Origin of the sequence: Pseudomonas sp. EA_65y_Pfl2_P74 (assembly GCF_963970575.1) — a bacterium.
GTDB lineage: Bacteria > Pseudomonadota > Gammaproteobacteria > Pseudomonadales > Pseudomonadaceae > Aquipseudomonas > Aquipseudomonas baetica_A.
Window position 1 is genome coordinate 67,418 of the sequence record NZ_CAXAOQ010000013.1, and the last position, 15,918, is coordinate 83,335.

General features: G+C 51.5%; 13 protein-coding genes. 6 read left to right on the plus strand and 7 right to left on the minus strand.

The window, feature by feature from the left end; genetic code table 11:
• Window positions 1–320: 320 nt before the first annotated feature.
• The 3 genes from AACY18_RS12665 to AACY18_RS12675 all read right to left on the minus strand — a co-directional run bounded on the left by AACY18_RS12665 (window position 321) and on the right by AACY18_RS12675 (window position 2,162).
• Window positions 321–686 (minus strand): histone-like nucleoid-structuring protein, MvaT/MvaU family, encoded by a 366-nt coding sequence (locus AACY18_RS12665; protein ID WP_339420460.1) that lies wholly within the window; start codon window positions 684–686, stop codon window positions 321–323.
• 169 nt (window positions 687–855) lie between these two features.
• Complete coding sequence (locus AACY18_RS12670; protein WP_339420459.1) at window positions 856–1,155, minus strand: hypothetical protein; 300 nt, start codon at window positions 1,153–1,155, stop codon at window positions 856–858.
• 296 nt (window positions 1,156–1,451) lie between these two features.
• On the minus strand, window positions 1,452–2,162 hold the full coding sequence (locus AACY18_RS12675) for an SOS response-associated peptidase (RefSeq protein ID WP_339465008.1): 711 nt from the start codon (window positions 2,160–2,162) through the stop codon (window positions 1,452–1,454).
• 97 nt (window positions 2,163–2,259) lie between these two features.
• Between AACY18_RS12675 and AACY18_RS12680 the strand changes: the two genes are divergently transcribed.
• The 5 genes from AACY18_RS12680 (at window position 2,260) to AACY18_RS12700 (ending at window position 10,404) form a co-directional block, all read left to right on the plus strand.
• A complete protein-coding gene (locus AACY18_RS12680) occupies window positions 2,260–2,691 on the plus strand; it encodes a LexA family protein (RefSeq protein ID WP_339420457.1) in 432 nt (143 codons plus the stop codon).
• Complete coding sequence (gene umuC, locus AACY18_RS12685; RefSeq protein ID WP_339465010.1) at window positions 2,678–3,958, plus strand: translesion error-prone DNA polymerase V subunit UmuC; 1,281 nt, start codon at window positions 2,678–2,680, stop codon at window positions 3,956–3,958. The genes AACY18_RS12680 and umuC overlap by 14 nt, the downstream gene beginning before the upstream one ends.
• Window positions 3,959–4,398: 440 nt before the next feature.
• Window positions 4,399–6,837 (plus strand): tellurite resistance TerB family protein, encoded by a 2,439-nt coding sequence (locus AACY18_RS12690; protein WP_339465011.1) that lies wholly within the window; start codon window positions 4,399–4,401, stop codon window positions 6,835–6,837.
• Window positions 6,834–8,129, plus strand: a complete 1,296-nt coding sequence (locus tag AACY18_RS12695) for an ATP-binding protein (protein WP_339465012.1) — start codon at window positions 6,834–6,836, stop codon at window positions 8,127–8,129. The genes AACY18_RS12690 and AACY18_RS12695 overlap by 4 nt, the downstream gene beginning before the upstream one ends.
• Window positions 8,104–10,404, plus strand: coding sequence for a DEAD/DEAH box helicase (locus AACY18_RS12700; protein WP_339465013.1), 2,301 nt, complete (start codon window positions 8,104–8,106; stop codon window positions 10,402–10,404). The genes AACY18_RS12695 and AACY18_RS12700 overlap by 26 nt, the downstream gene beginning before the upstream one ends.
• Before the next feature lie 700 nt (window positions 10,405–11,104).
• On the opposite strand, the gene AACY18_RS12705 is transcribed toward AACY18_RS12700, so the two are convergent.
• Genes AACY18_RS12705 through AACY18_RS12715 form a run of 3 tightly spaced genes read right to left on the minus strand, consistent with a single transcriptional unit; the run spans window position 11,105 to window position 12,387 of the window.
• On the minus strand, window positions 11,105–11,479 hold the full coding sequence (locus AACY18_RS12705) for a hypothetical protein (protein WP_339465014.1): 375 nt from the start codon (window positions 11,477–11,479) through the stop codon (window positions 11,105–11,107).
• Window positions 11,480–11,520: 41 nt separating this feature from the next.
• Window positions 11,521–11,916 (minus strand): DUF6957 family protein, encoded by a 396-nt coding sequence (locus tag AACY18_RS12710; protein ID WP_339465015.1) that lies wholly within the window; start codon window positions 11,914–11,916, stop codon window positions 11,521–11,523.
• Window positions 11,917–11,937: 21 nt separating this feature from the next.
• A complete protein-coding gene (locus AACY18_RS12715) occupies window positions 11,938–12,387 on the minus strand; it encodes a hypothetical protein (protein ID WP_339465016.1) in 450 nt (149 codons plus the stop codon).
• A 342-nt stretch (window positions 12,388–12,729) separates the two neighbouring features.
• Here AACY18_RS12715 and AACY18_RS12720 point away from each other — a divergent pair, with 342 nt between their 5' ends.
• Complete coding sequence (locus AACY18_RS12720) at window positions 12,730–13,203, plus strand: helix-turn-helix domain-containing protein (RefSeq protein ID WP_339465018.1); 474 nt, start codon at window positions 12,730–12,732, stop codon at window positions 13,201–13,203.
• Between the two features lie 1,743 nt (window positions 13,204–14,946).
• Here the strand turns inward: AACY18_RS12720 and AACY18_RS12725 are convergent.
• Window positions 14,947–15,903, minus strand: a complete 957-nt coding sequence (locus AACY18_RS12725; RefSeq protein WP_339465019.1) for a hypothetical protein — start codon at window positions 15,901–15,903, stop codon at window positions 14,947–14,949.
• Between the last annotated feature and the right edge of the window lie 15 nt (window positions 15,904–15,918).

The following is a 15,918-nucleotide window of genomic DNA, read 5'->3' on the forward strand; positions in this document are numbered from 1 at the left end:
TGGCCGAATATATGCCTCGCACGTACTCTGAGCTAATGATCGCTGTCTGGTGTCTTCAGCAAAAACGTGAACTGCAAACACTCGTTCACCCGAGCGGTTTCACGTCCCTCCAAGCCCCCTTCAACGCGCGCCTGATTTGGCTCTGTCTGCTGCAGGCGCCAACCATCAAGCCGGTTAATGAACAAGTCATTCTGATGGAACATTAAAAATCCAAACGCTTGTAAGCATCCTCAACCGGGCTGTTTGATTTGGTAATTCACAGAAAGGTTATGAGCACCTTTGAAAAAGGCCCTCAAAGGGCCTCTTGTACTCAACCGAAATCACTTAGTCAGCCAAGACTCTACGGTCGCAGCGCCGTGCTTTGTTTTCCATTCTTTGAGCGTTTTGTGATTACCGCCTTTGGTCTCTACGACTTCGCCGGTATGCGGATTTTTATAAACCTTCAACTGGCGAGGCTTGCGACTGCCAGCTTTGGACTCGATAGCTGGAGCGCGACGACCTGCTTGCGGATCAAGCAGATTGATCACGTCTTTCAGGCTGTAGCCGTATTTTGCGAGCAAATCGCGCAGCTTCGTTTCGAATTCTATTTCTTTCTTGAGACCAGCATCACCCTTCAAGGCTTCGAGCGCTTGGAGCTGTTCGGCGAGGTGTTTTTCAAGCTGGCGGAATTCGGCAAGTTTTGACATAAATGATTCTCGATGGGAGTGATACTAGAAGGTTACACCATAAATCATGGCCCGCACTTACAGGTAGTTGCGCCTGAGGTATTTCACCCGGCCAACCGATATAAATATCGGTTTCCAAGCGACAATAGATCTTGGGTTGATGACTTGTAAATGGCCGATGCTCCTTTTCTTATTGATGAGTATCCGCCTCCTCTGCCGGATAAAACTCGCCCTCCTTCCCCATCCTTTTTAGCTGCTCGCGCACGATCAACTCAACGCTGGCAACTGCGGCTTGATCTTCAGGGTTGACCAATTGCAGGCACAAGCGTCTGACATTCTGATCGTGGGTGCCCTCGCTCATCATCTCGTGGGTGAAGACTTGTTCGCCACGCCAAAGGCATAGCTGGGTATGAGTCTCGCCGAGCCATATCTCGTTGATTGATCTGAGGTCGGTGGTAGCCAGTTGATCGACTGTGATTGTCTTATCCATTGCTCTGTACCTTACCTATAAACAGTTACAGGTAGACTTCAGGGTACATGGGGTCGTTCCAACTGCTGGCAGGTCACCCGGCTAGATGCTGGTGGAATCCGTCCCTGATTGAGATCGGACAATCAACGATTGAAGCGGTAACGTACGAATAAACGACGGGAATTCCATGACTAATCTGGCTGCTTTTACATTCAGATGGCCGCACATGGAAGAACCTTATTCCCCTCCTCATCCCCATACCCCCAGTTCGCTGGCGCGCAGCTGCCGATACGCCGGCTCTCAGACTGTTGCTGAAATCAGTCATCGACGTCTTCGACCAGCGAGAGGGGCTGAATTAAATGCGGGCCTTGGTTACGAACGTTGCCTAAATCCTTGCCAACCTTGTACCAGTGAAAATCGGTAGCAGGCCTGCAGTGCTCCATCGCGATTTCCTTCGCTCGTTCAACTGAAGTTTCAGGATCAATCCATTCGCGAGCGTGCTCAGGTGCCAGAACCAGAGGTTTACGGTCGTGGATATCGACCATGCCCTCATCGCTCGTGGCAGTGATGATGACGAAACCGTTCCGCTCGTCCGGTTCCAGCCCTTCATGCACCTCAGCTAAACCCGCAAAGAACATCGGAATCTGCTCTTTCAGTGTTATGAAATAGGGCTGTTTTTTCTTTGGATCATCTTCGTCCTTGACCCATTCGAACCACCCGTTCGCCGGCGCGAGTACGCGACCATTTGGCCAGAGCTGATTGAAAAATTTCCCGGTCATGACAGTCTCGACTCTCGCGTTTATTGAGTCAGGCCGCTTTCCTTTCGCCCAGAACGGCGCCCATCCCCATTTAACCTTATCGACACTCAAGCCCTCTCCCGCTGGCCGGATAATTTCCACCCGCGTAGACGGCGCGACGTTGTAACGCTCGACAGGCCAGAGGTCATAGCCATTGATCACCAGCTGCTTTAGCGCAAGCTCCTTGAGGTAGTGATCCATCGATTCGTAGATCGAATAGCGTCCGCACATGATGTCACCCGTCGAATTGTCGTACCTAAGAGATTGACCGCAAGTGAACCAAATCGTTAACTGTATATACGTACAGTCAACCCCTAAGGCTTGCATCATGAGCATCACCATTCTCGGCCCTCTCGCGTCTGGCGGCAGGAAACTGCCCCTCTATTCATCCAGGGTGCCGGCGGGCTTCCCCTCACCAGCGGCTGATCACATCGAAAAGCACATTTCCCTCGATGAGCTGTTCGATATCCGCGCGCCGCATGTGTACCTGGTGAGAATTGATGGAGACAGCATGCAGGGCGCCGGCATCTATTCAGGGGATCTGGTGGTCGTCGATCGCAGCGTTGATGCGGTCAGTGGCGATATCGTCATCGCGGCGCTGAACTCAGAGCCATTCTGCAAGCGCCTGCTTCTGCGTGAGAACGCCGTGATGCTTTTATCGGAGAACCCAAAATATCCGGCAAGGCATGTAATGGAGGGCGATGAGCTCGTGATCTGGGGTGTCGTGAAATACAGCGTTCGCAATCATGACAACACCTGAACCTGTCTTCGCTCTGATTGACTGCAATTCGTTTTACGCGAGTTGCGAGCGGGTTTTCCGGCCCGACCTGGCGCGAACGCCCATCGTGGTGCTGTCCAACAACGATGGCTGCGTGATTGCACGCAGCTACGACGCCAAACCGTTTGTGAAGATGGGGCAGCCGTACTTCCAGATCAAAGACCATCTACGCCGGCATGGAATCGTGGCCTTCAGCAGTAATTACGCTCTGTACGGCGACATGAGCGAACGCGTCATGACCATTATCGAATCGATGGTGCCAGCGCTCGAGGTCTACAGCATCGATGAGGCGTTCGCCGATCTCACTGGCATACCTGGCGATCTACCTGCTTTTGGGCGACACGTGCGCTCCACTCTTCTCAAGCGCACGGGAATTCCAGTCGGGGTGGGTATTGCCCGCACCAAGACCCTAGCGAAGCTGGCAAATCATACCGCTAAGCGCCTGTTAGATATCACTGGTGGTGTGGTGGATCTGTGCGACCCGTTCAAACGTGACTGGACGCTGCGCAACACCGATGTCGGCGAGGTCTGGGGCATCGGCAGGCGCATGAAGGCGCACCTGGAAGTGATGGGCATCAAGACGGCCATGGATTTAGCGAAAGCCGACCCGACGATGCTTCGCCAGAAATTCAGTGTGGTGATCGAGAAGACTGGTCGCGAGCTTGCCGGCACCTCATGCCTGGAGTTGGGTCAGGCTGATCCTCCCAAGCAGGAGATTTGCTGTAGCAGGATGTTCGGTACGCGGCTCACCGAAATTGAGCCGATTAGGGAAGCGGTCGCTACCTATACACAACGCGCGGCGGAAAAGCTCCGAGCACAAAACTCGCTATGCAAGAAGATCCGTGTGAGCGTTAGAACCGGGATGTTCAATCCCCAAGAAGCGAAATATGCAAATGGCGCTCTGGTGGAATTGCCGTACCCGACCAACGACGTGCGACTCATGACGAAGGCCGCAACCGAGGCGGTCAATCGCCTCTTCCGACCGGGCTACAAATACAGTAAGGCGGAGGTTCTGCTGATGGATCTACGGCAGCCTGGTGAGTTCACTGATGACCTGTTCGCTCATTCGCAACCTGTAATGGCAGACAAGGTCATGAGCGTTCTGGATGAGATCAATGGCCGCTGGGGAAAGGGAATCCTTCGGGTAGCGAGTGTGCCAGCAGCGCCTGGTTGGGCGATGCGTCGGGAGCTGATGAGTCAGAGCTACACGACCAAAATGGATCAGTTGTGGACGGTCAAGGCTAGGTAGCGCTCCGGCCTAAGCGGACGCTACTTTACAAAGTCAGATTATCGCGACGGAGTGATAGCGGCCAAAGCGCTCATCCGCGATTCATCGAAGTGCGCATTAAGCCGAACGTTTCGAAGTAGAAAGATACCCCGTCTTTAAGATCCGGCCCGATGTGATAATGAAGTACGACGTTTGCCGAATTGGCATAGTACGAGGGCCATCTCTGCGCCTGGCTTAGCAGCGGCCAAACCTCTGCTGCACGCAAACCCGCGACGATGACTTCGTTAGAGACAAGGTACGCGATTCCAGAAATAAGGACGATGCTCTCCACCTAGCTCAATCTAAGGAGAATTTTGTTGCGGTACGTCGGCGAGATAAACCTACATCAACTGCCATGCTTGGCGCCAATCGAAAAAATGCAGATACTGCCAATAAGCCAGCCGAACTTCATGGAGCGCCTGATGGCACGGAAGCAAAAAAGCAGCCTAGGCATGTCGAGCGCGGTGATCTTGATACTGATATTGGTCGTGGCCATCGCCGCTGCACCATCAAAGCTGCGGCTCACAGTCGCAGTTTTGGCAGGAATCGTTGCCGTCATTTGGCTAATAATGAAGTACTCCGCAGCGCTACCGAAGCGCCCTCCTCGCCTTAAAACGAATATCCTAGCCGACTCATTAGGTCAGACCGCCTCCTTGTCAAATCACGAGCAAAAATCTGAAATCAGCGTTGATGTGAACAGCGGAGACCGCGCTGGCTCAGATTTCCATACGATCAGGGTGAGCTCGCCTGAGCAGCAATTCACGATTCCCAAGCCTAAAAACCTAACCCCGAAAGCGCGATGGATTGGAAAAGATGAAACCATCACCGTCGGTGGACAGGCCCTTAAGGTTGCCTTTGTGTATTTCACTGAGAGAGCAGATCGGGCGTTTGACCAAGAGCCCTCGCTGATTGACGGCCAGTTGACTGTGCACGCTGCGCATGTGGATCTCACTGAGAAGCTAACCGGGTATTGGCCGAGTTACAGCGGCATTTCTCCTGCAGCACGACGTGGGTACCTGCAATGGCTGTCCGAGGGCCGCTGTGCACCCAGTGTGGATATAGGATATGTCTTCATCTTTTTTTACGGTCTCGAGCGTCGGGCCATCATTGATTCAATTACAGATGAGGCCGCGCGTTCGGAACTCCCGACCATCGCAGCGGAGATTGAGCGTCTTAAAACCCTCTACGGGGACAATTCATCGTTTCGAAACTACGCGTCGAATCTGCTCAACCACATACAACTCATGGATGTGGAACCGCAGATGTACTTGAATGCACCGCCTCGATTTGAGTCGAATGGCTTTGAATTGCCGATTGCGCTACGACTGGCATTAGGCCAAATGGCTTTGGACAAACATCCCCTGAACGCGGCGTGGGCAATAGCATGGGTACAGTCAGACCCTAACATCAGCCGCCGCACTGCTGTGAGCAGATGCGCGGATCAGTTTGCGCAGCTGTTCCTGGCCCGATATTCCGCCCTTTATCCGAAGGGCCTTGTGCTTACCCAAAATAAGACCCTGCTCAAAATCGCCTATCGATCCGCCTCTTCGCGCTTGAGCGCTCCCGAAATTGCGTTGGGTGATATACCGGATGTTTCCGCTACGTCGGCAACGCGTAACAAGCTGCAGGCTATAGTGGATGAGTGCACGATAGTCCTCGACCCATACAGCAGATACCTAGGTCGTAACCCTGAAGGAGCCGCACATCTGGAGGGTATTCTGCAACTGCCCGTGGCCTTATGGCCGGCAGCGGCGAAGGATGCAATCGCTGAACTGCAAATCCAAGTCGGGGATGAGCAGTTGGTGATGACTTTGGGGGATCTGGCAGATCGCTTTGGATCTTCAGGAGCTTTGCCTCGTGGAACAATTGTAGCCTTGGCAAGAGCCCTCGAGTCTTTGAATATCGGCTTTGAGCCAGATGTACTATCCGGTAGCCGTACTCCCAAAAATTCGGACACGATCGTATTGTTTGCGACGAGTGAAGATGATGGAAGCCTTCGGACAACTTCGGACTATCACGCTGCTCTAGTAACACTGGATTTGGCAAGCGCGGTTGCGGCCGTCGATGGTGAAAGCTCAAGCGATGAGATGACCCAGCTAGGGCGGCATATCGATTCCTGGAGTCATCTCCGCGTATCTCATCAGAAACGGCTCAAAGCCCACCTGCAAATCCAAATTCTTCAGCCGCCTACACTGGCGAGCCTAAAGAAAAAGTTAAGCCCTCTGAATGCCGACGCCAAACGCAGCATAGCTGGGTTCCTAGCTCATCTCGCTCAAGCTGACGGAAACGTTTCGCCCCAGGAAGTCCGGCTGCTGGAGCGCGTGTATAAAACACTTGAGCTGGATCCACAGCTGCTTTACGGGGATTTACACGGCGCGGCCATCACCCCTTCTAGGAATTCTTCCATTGCGTCCGCACTTGGTGCCGAGCCTAGTGCCAAACAGGCCGGTGGTACGCCAAGCGTTAATGACGCCTCCCAAGCCTTCAATTTGGACATGGACAAAATTGCGCAGCTCCAACGCGAGACGGCAGCGGTTTCAGCATTGCTGGCAGAGGTATTCAATGATGAATCTCCAGAACCGCCTATCGTGAAAGTCAGTATCAGGGATCAGCCAACTGATCATACGGCGACTGTGCATGGGCTCGACACAGAACACTCAGCGTTTCTGCGAATGATCGTGTCACGCCGAGAATGGAGCCGCCAAGAGCTGGAAGATGTTGCCACTGATATGGAACTCATGCTGGACGGTGCTCTCGAGCACATCAACGACATGGCGTTTGAACGGTTCGACATGCCAGTCTCCGAGGGGGATGACCCCATCGAGATCAACCCGGATATCCTGGAAGAATTAGCCTTATGAGCACGATACGCCCCAAAGATCGCGATGCGGTCATCCAGTCATTGCGAGCCGGTGTAGTTCCCCGTGCGGGCCAACATCTAATTCAGGTGGGTCGAGCGGGAGAGCTGGACGCTCTTCTGAAAGACATAGATCGACTAGCTGATGGCGGCTCCGCCTTTAGGATCGTTGTAGGCGAATATGGTGCGGGGAAAACCTTTTTTCTCAACCTTGTCAGAGGCATTGCGATGGAGCGAAAGCTGGTCACAATGCACGCCGACTTGAATCCCGACCGCAGACTTCATGCATCCGGAGGACAAGCACGCTCCCTGTATGCCGAGCTCGCTAAAAACATGTCCACCCGGACGAAACCGGACGGTGGCGCGCTGCAAGGTATTGTTGAGAAATTCATTTCTCAAGCCAAATCTGAAGCCAAAACTCGAGGTGTCGAGAGCGAAGCCGTTATTCGCGAATTTCTGGCCGAGCTCACTGAGATGGTAAACGGCTACGATTTCGCCGACGTAATTGCCAAATACTGCCAAGGGTTTGAACAAGGCAACGAGCAGCTGAAGGCAGATGCCATTCGATGGCTACGAGGAGAATTTACTACCAGGACAGATGCTCGTTCGGCGCTTGGTGTCCGAACCATTATTGATGACGCATCGGTCTACGATCAGCTGAAGTTGCTGTCGCGATTCGTCCGGCTTGCAGGGTTTGGCGGCCTCATGATTTGCCTGGACGAGCTAGTGAACCTGTACAAGCTTGCGAACACCCAGGCACGCAACGCCAACTACGAGCAGATCTTGCGGATTTTGAATGATTCCTTACAAGGCTCGACTGAGGGTCTAGGTTTCGTGCTTGGCGGTACGCCAGAGTTTTTGATGGATACGCGTCGCGGGCTCTACAGTTACCCCGCCTTGCAGTCACGGCTTGCTGAAAACACGTTTGCCAAATCTGGATTGATCGACCTTTCCGGGCCAGTAATCCGCCTAAGCAGCCTGACTCCGGAAGACTTCTACGTACTGTTTCAAAAGCTGCGCACCGTTTATGCTTACGGCGACCCGGACAAGTATTTGATGCCGGATGAGGCAATTCCTGCCTTCATGTCGCACTGCAACCAACGATTGGGGGAAGCCTACTTCCGGACGCCACGTACGACTATTACGGCGTTCATCAACTTGCTCGCCGTACTGGAGCAGAACCCTGGAGCGGACTGGCGTACATTAGTAGGCGCTGTCCAGATTGCTCAGGACGACGGCGCCATGCAGGATCTAAGCATCGAGGCAGACGATGAGCTCACCAGTTTCAAACTCTGAATCCTCGTCTTTCGAGCGCCTGCATCCAGACGTCCAACAGTGGGTTTGGGCCCAAGGATGGACAGCATTGCGGGACGCCCAGGAATGGGCGATTTCCGCGCTGGTCGATGCTGACCGTGATGTGATCATCGCGGCCTCAACAGCTGCGGGTAAAACTGAGGCTGCGTTCTTGCCCATCCTCACGAACCTGATGAATCACCCCGCCCCTGCAGGTGCTGTCCTCTATATCAGCCCACTAAAGGCACTCATCAACGATCAGTGGGACAGACTGAGTCGACTGTGTGAACAACTGGATCTCCCTGTTGTGGCGTGGCACGGCGATGTGTCAGCAAGCAAAAAACACAAGTTTCTCAAGTCTCCCAGCGGCGTCCTGCTGATTACACCTGAGTCTCTGGAAGCATTGTTCGTAAACAGGGGCTCGAGTTTGGCCGGGCTGTTCCAGAACCTGCGTTACATCGTGGTTGACGAGCTGCATGCTTTCATAGGCAGCGAGCGTGGTAAGCAGCTCCAGTCATTGATGCAGCGTGTAGAGCTTGTAGCGGGGAGAACCCTACCGAGGGTCGGTTTGTCCGCCACGCTGGGAGACATGTCGCTAGCGAGTGAGTTTCTCAGGCCTGGGCACCCTCAACGGGTTCAGGTGGTTGAATCGAAATCATCTGGCCAGAATCTTCAGGTGCAAGTGCGCGGTTACATGATGCCGCCCATGCAAAAGCTCCGTCAGGTAGAACTACCAACCGCCGACAGCGACCAAGACATAGATGGAGACGAAGAGGAAGAGGAAGAGGAAGACAAATCTGGCTCGAGGCATGCCATCGCGGCGCACATGTACAAAGTGCTGCGCGGCAGTAACAACCTGATATTCCCCAACAGCCGGCAAGAGGTGGAGTGGTACGCGGATCGGTTGCGGCGGCTCTGTGAGATCAGCGGGATGCCCAATGAGTTTCTTCCCCATCACGGCAGCCTCTCGAAAGATCTGCGAGAAGACACGGAGCGCGCACTCAAGGCCGGTACACCTCCAGCATCCGCTGTATGCACCACGACCTTGGAGTTAGGGATAGATATCGGCAACATCAAGACTGTCGTCCAGATAGGCTCTCCGCCATCAGTCGCAAGCCTTCGCCAACGTCTAGGTCGGTCAGGTCGCCGGAACGGTGAACCTGCTACGCTGCGGGCGTACTGTCAGGAACGTGAGCTTACAGATCAATCGTTGTTATCAGACCTACTTCGCCAGAACCTCGTCCAAACCATCGCGATGATCAGGCTGCTTATTGGTAACTGGTTCGAGCCACCAAGAGCTGAAGGTTTGCACGCCTCTACTCTGGTGCAACAGATTCTGTCAGTGATCGCACAGCAAGGAGGCGCCAGCGCGGCGCAGCTATGGGGTGGTCTCGTTGAAAGCGGGACATTCAAAAGCATTTCCAAGCCCGACTTCTTTGCTCTACTGAAGGGACTCGGCGAGAAGAAACTGATCGTGCAAGACAGCTCAGGTCACCTGCTGCCAGGAGAAGTCGGCGAACGATTAATTAACCATTACGAATTCTATAGCGCCTTCACAAGCGATGAAGAGTTCAGGCTTATCCGCGAGGGCAAGCCGCTTGGGTCAATACCTGTAAGTCGGCCTCTGATGAAGGGTCAGCGAATCATCTTTGGTGGCCGGCGTTGGCGGGTACTGGATGTAGATATTGAAAAAAAGGTGATCGTCGTAACAGCCGCTCGGGGCGGTCAGCCCCCACAATTCGACGGGCTCGGTGCGATGGTGCACGATCATGTCCGCGAGGAAATGAGGGCTGTGCTGACCGAGGACACCCCCTGTCCCTTCATTGATAGCAAGGCGCAGGAACTACTCACCGAAGCCCGTAAATCCTTCAGATCTCTCGGGCTGGTAGATGAATTTACCTACGGGTCTGACTCGAAAACTCATCTACTGACCTGGCGTGGTGACCAAACCAATGACGCTCTGGTACTCATGTTCAATCATGTAGGAATGAGTTGTGAGAGCTCAGGCCTTGCGTTGTCCATCGGAGGGTCACAAAAAAATGTCGCTGACGCCCTCGCTAAGATCGCTGAGCTAGACCCTGACGACATCGAAGCCTTACTAGAAGGAGTCGAGAATCTCATCAGGGAAAAATGGGATTGGACGCTCCCCCGCTCACTACTCATGAAATCCTATGCGTCATCTCAGTTGAATTTCAAAGGAGCGGTAGAGTTTGCAAAGTTCTTCACTACTCGGTGGCTGCCCAGTGGAGGCGCCTTTGAAAGCACTACCGTCCATTGATACTGAGTTCACGTAGCCGAGTTCGTGTCCGCGCGTGAATTCAGAATACTGTCGTCAGCAAGGGCGAAACCTGTCGATCAGGCCAATGAGGTTCAGCCGTCTGATCAAAATGCACTCCGCTTCATGGAGCATTGACCGGAGCGTGGCTCATCTACCCGCAAGCGGAGCGCGTAGGCCTTCGGCCGAAGACGTGAGGATGGAAGCCCGGCAGGGCCGAGACGCGTAGTGGCTCGGTTTACAACAGCCGTCCGCGAAAGCGGCACGCCACGCCAGTTATATCAGTCGGATCCTTCGGCTTTATTCAGTACTGCTACCGTCGTGGGTCGAACACAGAGTGTTTACCCACTGCCCTCCGACAAGGCTGCCAGGAGCCCCGCACCTCTCACAAGTTTTTAAAGAGAGCCTTTCCGCCAGATCTACCGCTCCACGACAGTACGAATCACCACCGTCGTAAAAGAAATGGAGCTCGCCAAACTTAGATTTGATCTGCCCGATAGTCACCGGCGCAACACCAGGATGCCGCGTTAAATGTGCCTGCAGCGTATCGCAGAGAGTAAAGAGAAGACCGCGCCAGCCTAAATTGCAGTAGATCTCATCCACTCTAGGATCCGAGAAAAGCTGCGGATAACGCGCTCTGAACTCTTCAATCTCGATTTCAGGTAGAGCCTAGCCGTTCGTGGGAATATCGTTCATGTTCAGCTCAGCAAGGTAGCTCTGGTTGCGGTTCTGCCGTTCTTAGGTAATTCAGCAGACTCTCGCTTCCACCATCCGGTCGAAATGTAACAAGCACGTACCTGCTGCCCGCCTCATCTGATAAGACCCAATAACCCCCTTCCTTCTGAGCCATCACCACAACACCGGTTTGGATAACCCGGCCGTCTTCGAACCTGCCGTGAGGGTCGTCCCCTTGATGTCCGAATACCACTCCAACACATGTCCGAGACTTGATGAAGGCTTCAGTGATGTATGCAGTCACCGGCTGATCGAAGCCTTGAGAAACGGCTCCGGCTATGCACTGAAGATCAAAGTCAGAATGCTGTTTGCTGTGAAAATCTACATCGATGGAGCCGGGCATTAAGTGTCCTTACCAGATGGACTGACCACTGCTATACGCGATCAGAAAAAAGAGAAAATCGTCTTGAGACTCGCCGTTTGACGTCGACCTGGGCCAACCAATACATACAACGTGTTCTTCGTCTCAGCCAGGATGCTACCGTCGAATGATGTGCATATACTCGACCGCACCCAATCACCAAGCTGAAAGCGACCTCGGCTATCTTCTATCACTCGGTGGGCAAAGACCACCAATGGAAGATGCCCAGCGGCGTGAATCTTGGCCAGATCATCTGCGGATACGTCTGCTTGGAAAAGAGTCCACTGCTCGACCATGCAATAAGCCTTCCTGGGAAAGCGCTCAGACACAAGTGCACGTGCCTCGTCCAAACTCAGTGATGCGCCTTCAATAAAAGTACGGTCATCATTCAACAGCTCGTTACCATCCGCGCTAGCCATTCCCGCTACTCCTCAGACGAGTCAGTGCACGCCTTTCCCAGCGCGGCGATCGTAAAGAGGTCGCATATGGGTCAACGTCGTCACATCCAGGCTGGAACGATACGAGTCGTGGTAATTCGCGCCACCCTCAACTGTCACTACACAGACGGCGTCACCATCCGAATCGTGTCCTAGAGCCAAGCTCTCGACCTTCTCCATCCGCCAAGCGTCGCCACCATTCATGTTGGCTGGGGTGACAATCTGAATCTCTTTGACGAAGACTTCATCGTCTTGTGACTGGAGCACTTGCTGAAGCTTTGGCTCGTCATTGACCATCAATTCAAACTCTTGCGCCCTACCCTTCACGATCATTTTTACGGTGAGGTGGAACCAGTGCTTCCTGAGCATCCTGGAAACTGCATGCCAGTGCGCAAGGCCCTCCCCGAAAACTCCTGGAACGCCTGCCAAATCATTATCGTCTGTTCTAAACATCGGTTTCTCGTTGAATCCATCGCGAAGGCGATGCACTGGGGTTTGTAGTGAATGGTCTGCCGCTTCAGGCGGTGAGCATTACAGCAGCCTCATCCAACGAGAGGCTGCCGCTAGGGAGATCAGTCGGCAAACAGATTTCGAAAATTCGAGCCGCTGCGACTGCCTCCCCCTTAAGGATCGGCTTCCCCGCCCTAAACATTTTCATAAATTGGCGGAGTGCCCTTTCAGTGCGCACTGCATCGATGGATGAGCGTCGTGCACCAGAAATTGCATTTGCAGGGAATATATTCCATGGATTGAAATTAATCAATGTGGCTCTATCCTCAGCTTTGGGGAGCTTCCATGCCACTGAAACAGTCATTAGCGGCCGTGGTGCGGCTCGTGAGAAGGTCGCGAGGCCTGAATAAGGATGACCTCCAGGGTGTGCTTGATCAAAAGCATATCTACAACTTAGAGAATGCTCGTAGCAGCGTGACTCTCGATACCCTAGAGGAATTGGCCTCGGCGCTTGGGATTGACCTTCTCACCCTGCTCACTGTGGCGGCGAGCCTTGACCGTGGACAGTCGCATGAGCAGCTGCTCAAGCATCTCGGTGAGGAAGGAAGTGAGCTCGATGCACTGGGCATCATGAAGCAATGGCCTGGCGAGTTTCAGGAGGGCCTCCTAGTCGGGATGCCGGCAGGTAGAAGGACTCCCCTACCCAAAATACAGGCGATTAGAGCGTGTCGACAGCGCGGCATGAATCAGAAAGAAACGGCAAAGGAACTCGGTATTTCAACAGCGACCGTGAGCCGGAATTGGCACAGCAGCGTCTGATAACAAAATTGACGCAAGCATTTCATAATCTGATTAGAATCTTTGTCACGTACACGCTTATCCTTACTAAGAGGCACTAGACCTCATCCGATAATCATCAAAGAATATAGAAAATTAGAAATAGAAAAAAGCATCCACCAAAACTTAAAAAATCTCAATTAGCACGCAACTGAGAGCGCAGAGTTCTCAAACTTAACTAAGGATAAGTGCTGAATTTTTTGCAACTGTGTCACGTTGGATATCTCGGAGAATCTACAGTTACAAAAAATGTATCCCGAGATACGCCACCCCCAAGATACAACTTGTACGCCACAGCTGTGTTGGTGTTAAAGCCTTCTTCGGGTTGAAACGCCTCCACTAACGAAACGGAAAGATTATTACCCCTTACCTTTTTGCATCTAAAAAGATTGCATGAATTAACATACGTCGGCTCAACAAGATAATGAGAAACACTGCATTCGTCATCGCTTGCATTAGAGGGGGGTTGGCTGCAAAAATATGAATAATTATAGACCCCACGAAACCCTCCCCCAATGCAATGAATTTCTAGCTTGGAAAATGGAATTTCGCGCTCCGAAAATTCAATTGCAGCCCAAGCACTGTGAAACTTTACCATGCAATTAATTAAGTCTATTTTAAAGAAAGACTTAGGGTAGCCTTTCACATGTCTAGGACTACGATATTTCCGCTTTTTTTTTGCAAAAACGGAAGAGAATTTATCAACCTCTAGAAGCTGAAATAGCCAACAAGAATACGCAATCGAACAGCTGCACCTACAATCAAAGTCGAGTCTTAACCGTTGATCATGCGTAAGTTTTCTTAACCGTTTGAAACATTTTTTATGCTTGTTTAAAAAATTCTTCGTTATGAATCGCCGAAGCGACTTCGCACTAGCGATCATGTCTTTATCGCAAATAATAGACGATGCTTCACATTCCGACCGTAGGAAGCTAGATCGAGCTTTTTTCCTTCTTATTTGCCTGATTTGAAGCCATCTAACAGCGTCGGTAGAAGTCGCAACACGTATAACTGGGAACTCTGTATTTGAGAATTGCGAAAATGGCGATCCGATTCTTGGTTTTAAATAACAGAATAATAAATCCACCTGCCGCCGAAGGCTAGCGGACGCCGTTAGCGCGAGGAGAACATCGTGAGCAACAATTTTATCTGCTGAAGATAACCAGTTGACAAATTCACTACACCAATGATTAACAACTGAAAGCTCGTTATCGCTGAATTTATGGTAAGGCTGCAAACTCAAAGATTGTGCATGTTTGCAGATTAGATTAGAACTATCGCCGGAACTCACTAAATCGATACCCGCCCATTGGACAGATATTCCACAACTAGCGCAATCGAACAGCTCATCAAAATGCCACGGACAGTTTGTAAAATAAGGCAGAGTGAACAGGGACGAATGGTAGTTGCACGCTATACATTGAGGACAGTGCCTGATCTTAAGATTTAAACCAGAGGACGCTAAAGGAACCGCATTTTCAATGAATGAGTTGTGTAACTTTCCCCGTTCCAGCTGTAGCAAAGATTCTAACTTATGCAATGAGACACAATCAGTAGACCACCACGATCGACAAGATCTTTCACTCGAATATCCATCTCGCTCGATAAGTTTAAGAAAGTCAATGTAGGGCATTTTATTTAGGGTTAAAGTCTTGATAAGGATAAGCCAAATCGACTCAAATGGTACAAGCTTTCTAACGAACGAAAGAACTTTTTTCATGCCTTTTACTCCATGAGCTTTGCAAAGTTCGCCATTCCCGATTTCGAGATCGCCGCATCAATCATTGGAGCGGTCAATTCAAAATCGCTTTTATCTAGAACTCGTACGGCAATCATCATATAGCCCAGCGCCGCGAACAAATGCGCTGTGGGTAACTCTGGTTTAACTGAGTTCCGTATGCAATATTTCGCTCTTTCGAATATCAAATCGGCGAAATTATTAAGTCTAAAGCCGTTAGAGTAAGCCAAGGGAAGAAAAAAATTCGTGTAGCTACATCCGCTGCCTGACGGATATATTAAGTTCTCATCAAAACCTTTCAGCGTTTCTGCCAGCCACTTCGAATTTTGACATCCAGAAAATTCAACGCGTTCGCTCAGAAAACGAGCAACGACAGCAGCATTTTGACCCAATATTAAAGACGAGCGCACGCTATTAATCTCCGTCTGAGCAAATCCTACATTGGTCATGTTTACACCTGCGAGGCTTAGGCGATTCTGCAACACTTGCAGTTGTAGATAATCCTGAATCTTAAGACACTGCATTTCGTCTACAACTAACACAAAATGCGAACCATTTATCGAGGATAATTCACAAGAAATGTGTGTCAAAACTTTCTCGCGAATGGATATTAGGTTTTCTCTCGCCTTCATAATGAGGCCAATACTCATGGCAATTGTTTTGATTATTCCTTCTAAGCCAGCGACATCTGCGGTAACCAAAACCACATAACGATCTGGAAATTCTGAACGGATAACGTCTACTAAAGCTTTAGCACAGAGAGTTTTTCCCATGCGCGGAACAGAATTAAAATACATACTGGGCGCGCTCAACCATATCAAGTCCCTGATCTGTTGATAGGCCCATTCGATAGATGGAGTAAATGCAATAAAACTTTTCTTGACCATCGGATGATCAGGAAGAAGTTGCTCTCTTAACGCGGAATCTTTGGGGTCGAAATCCACAGAATTGCGCTCCAG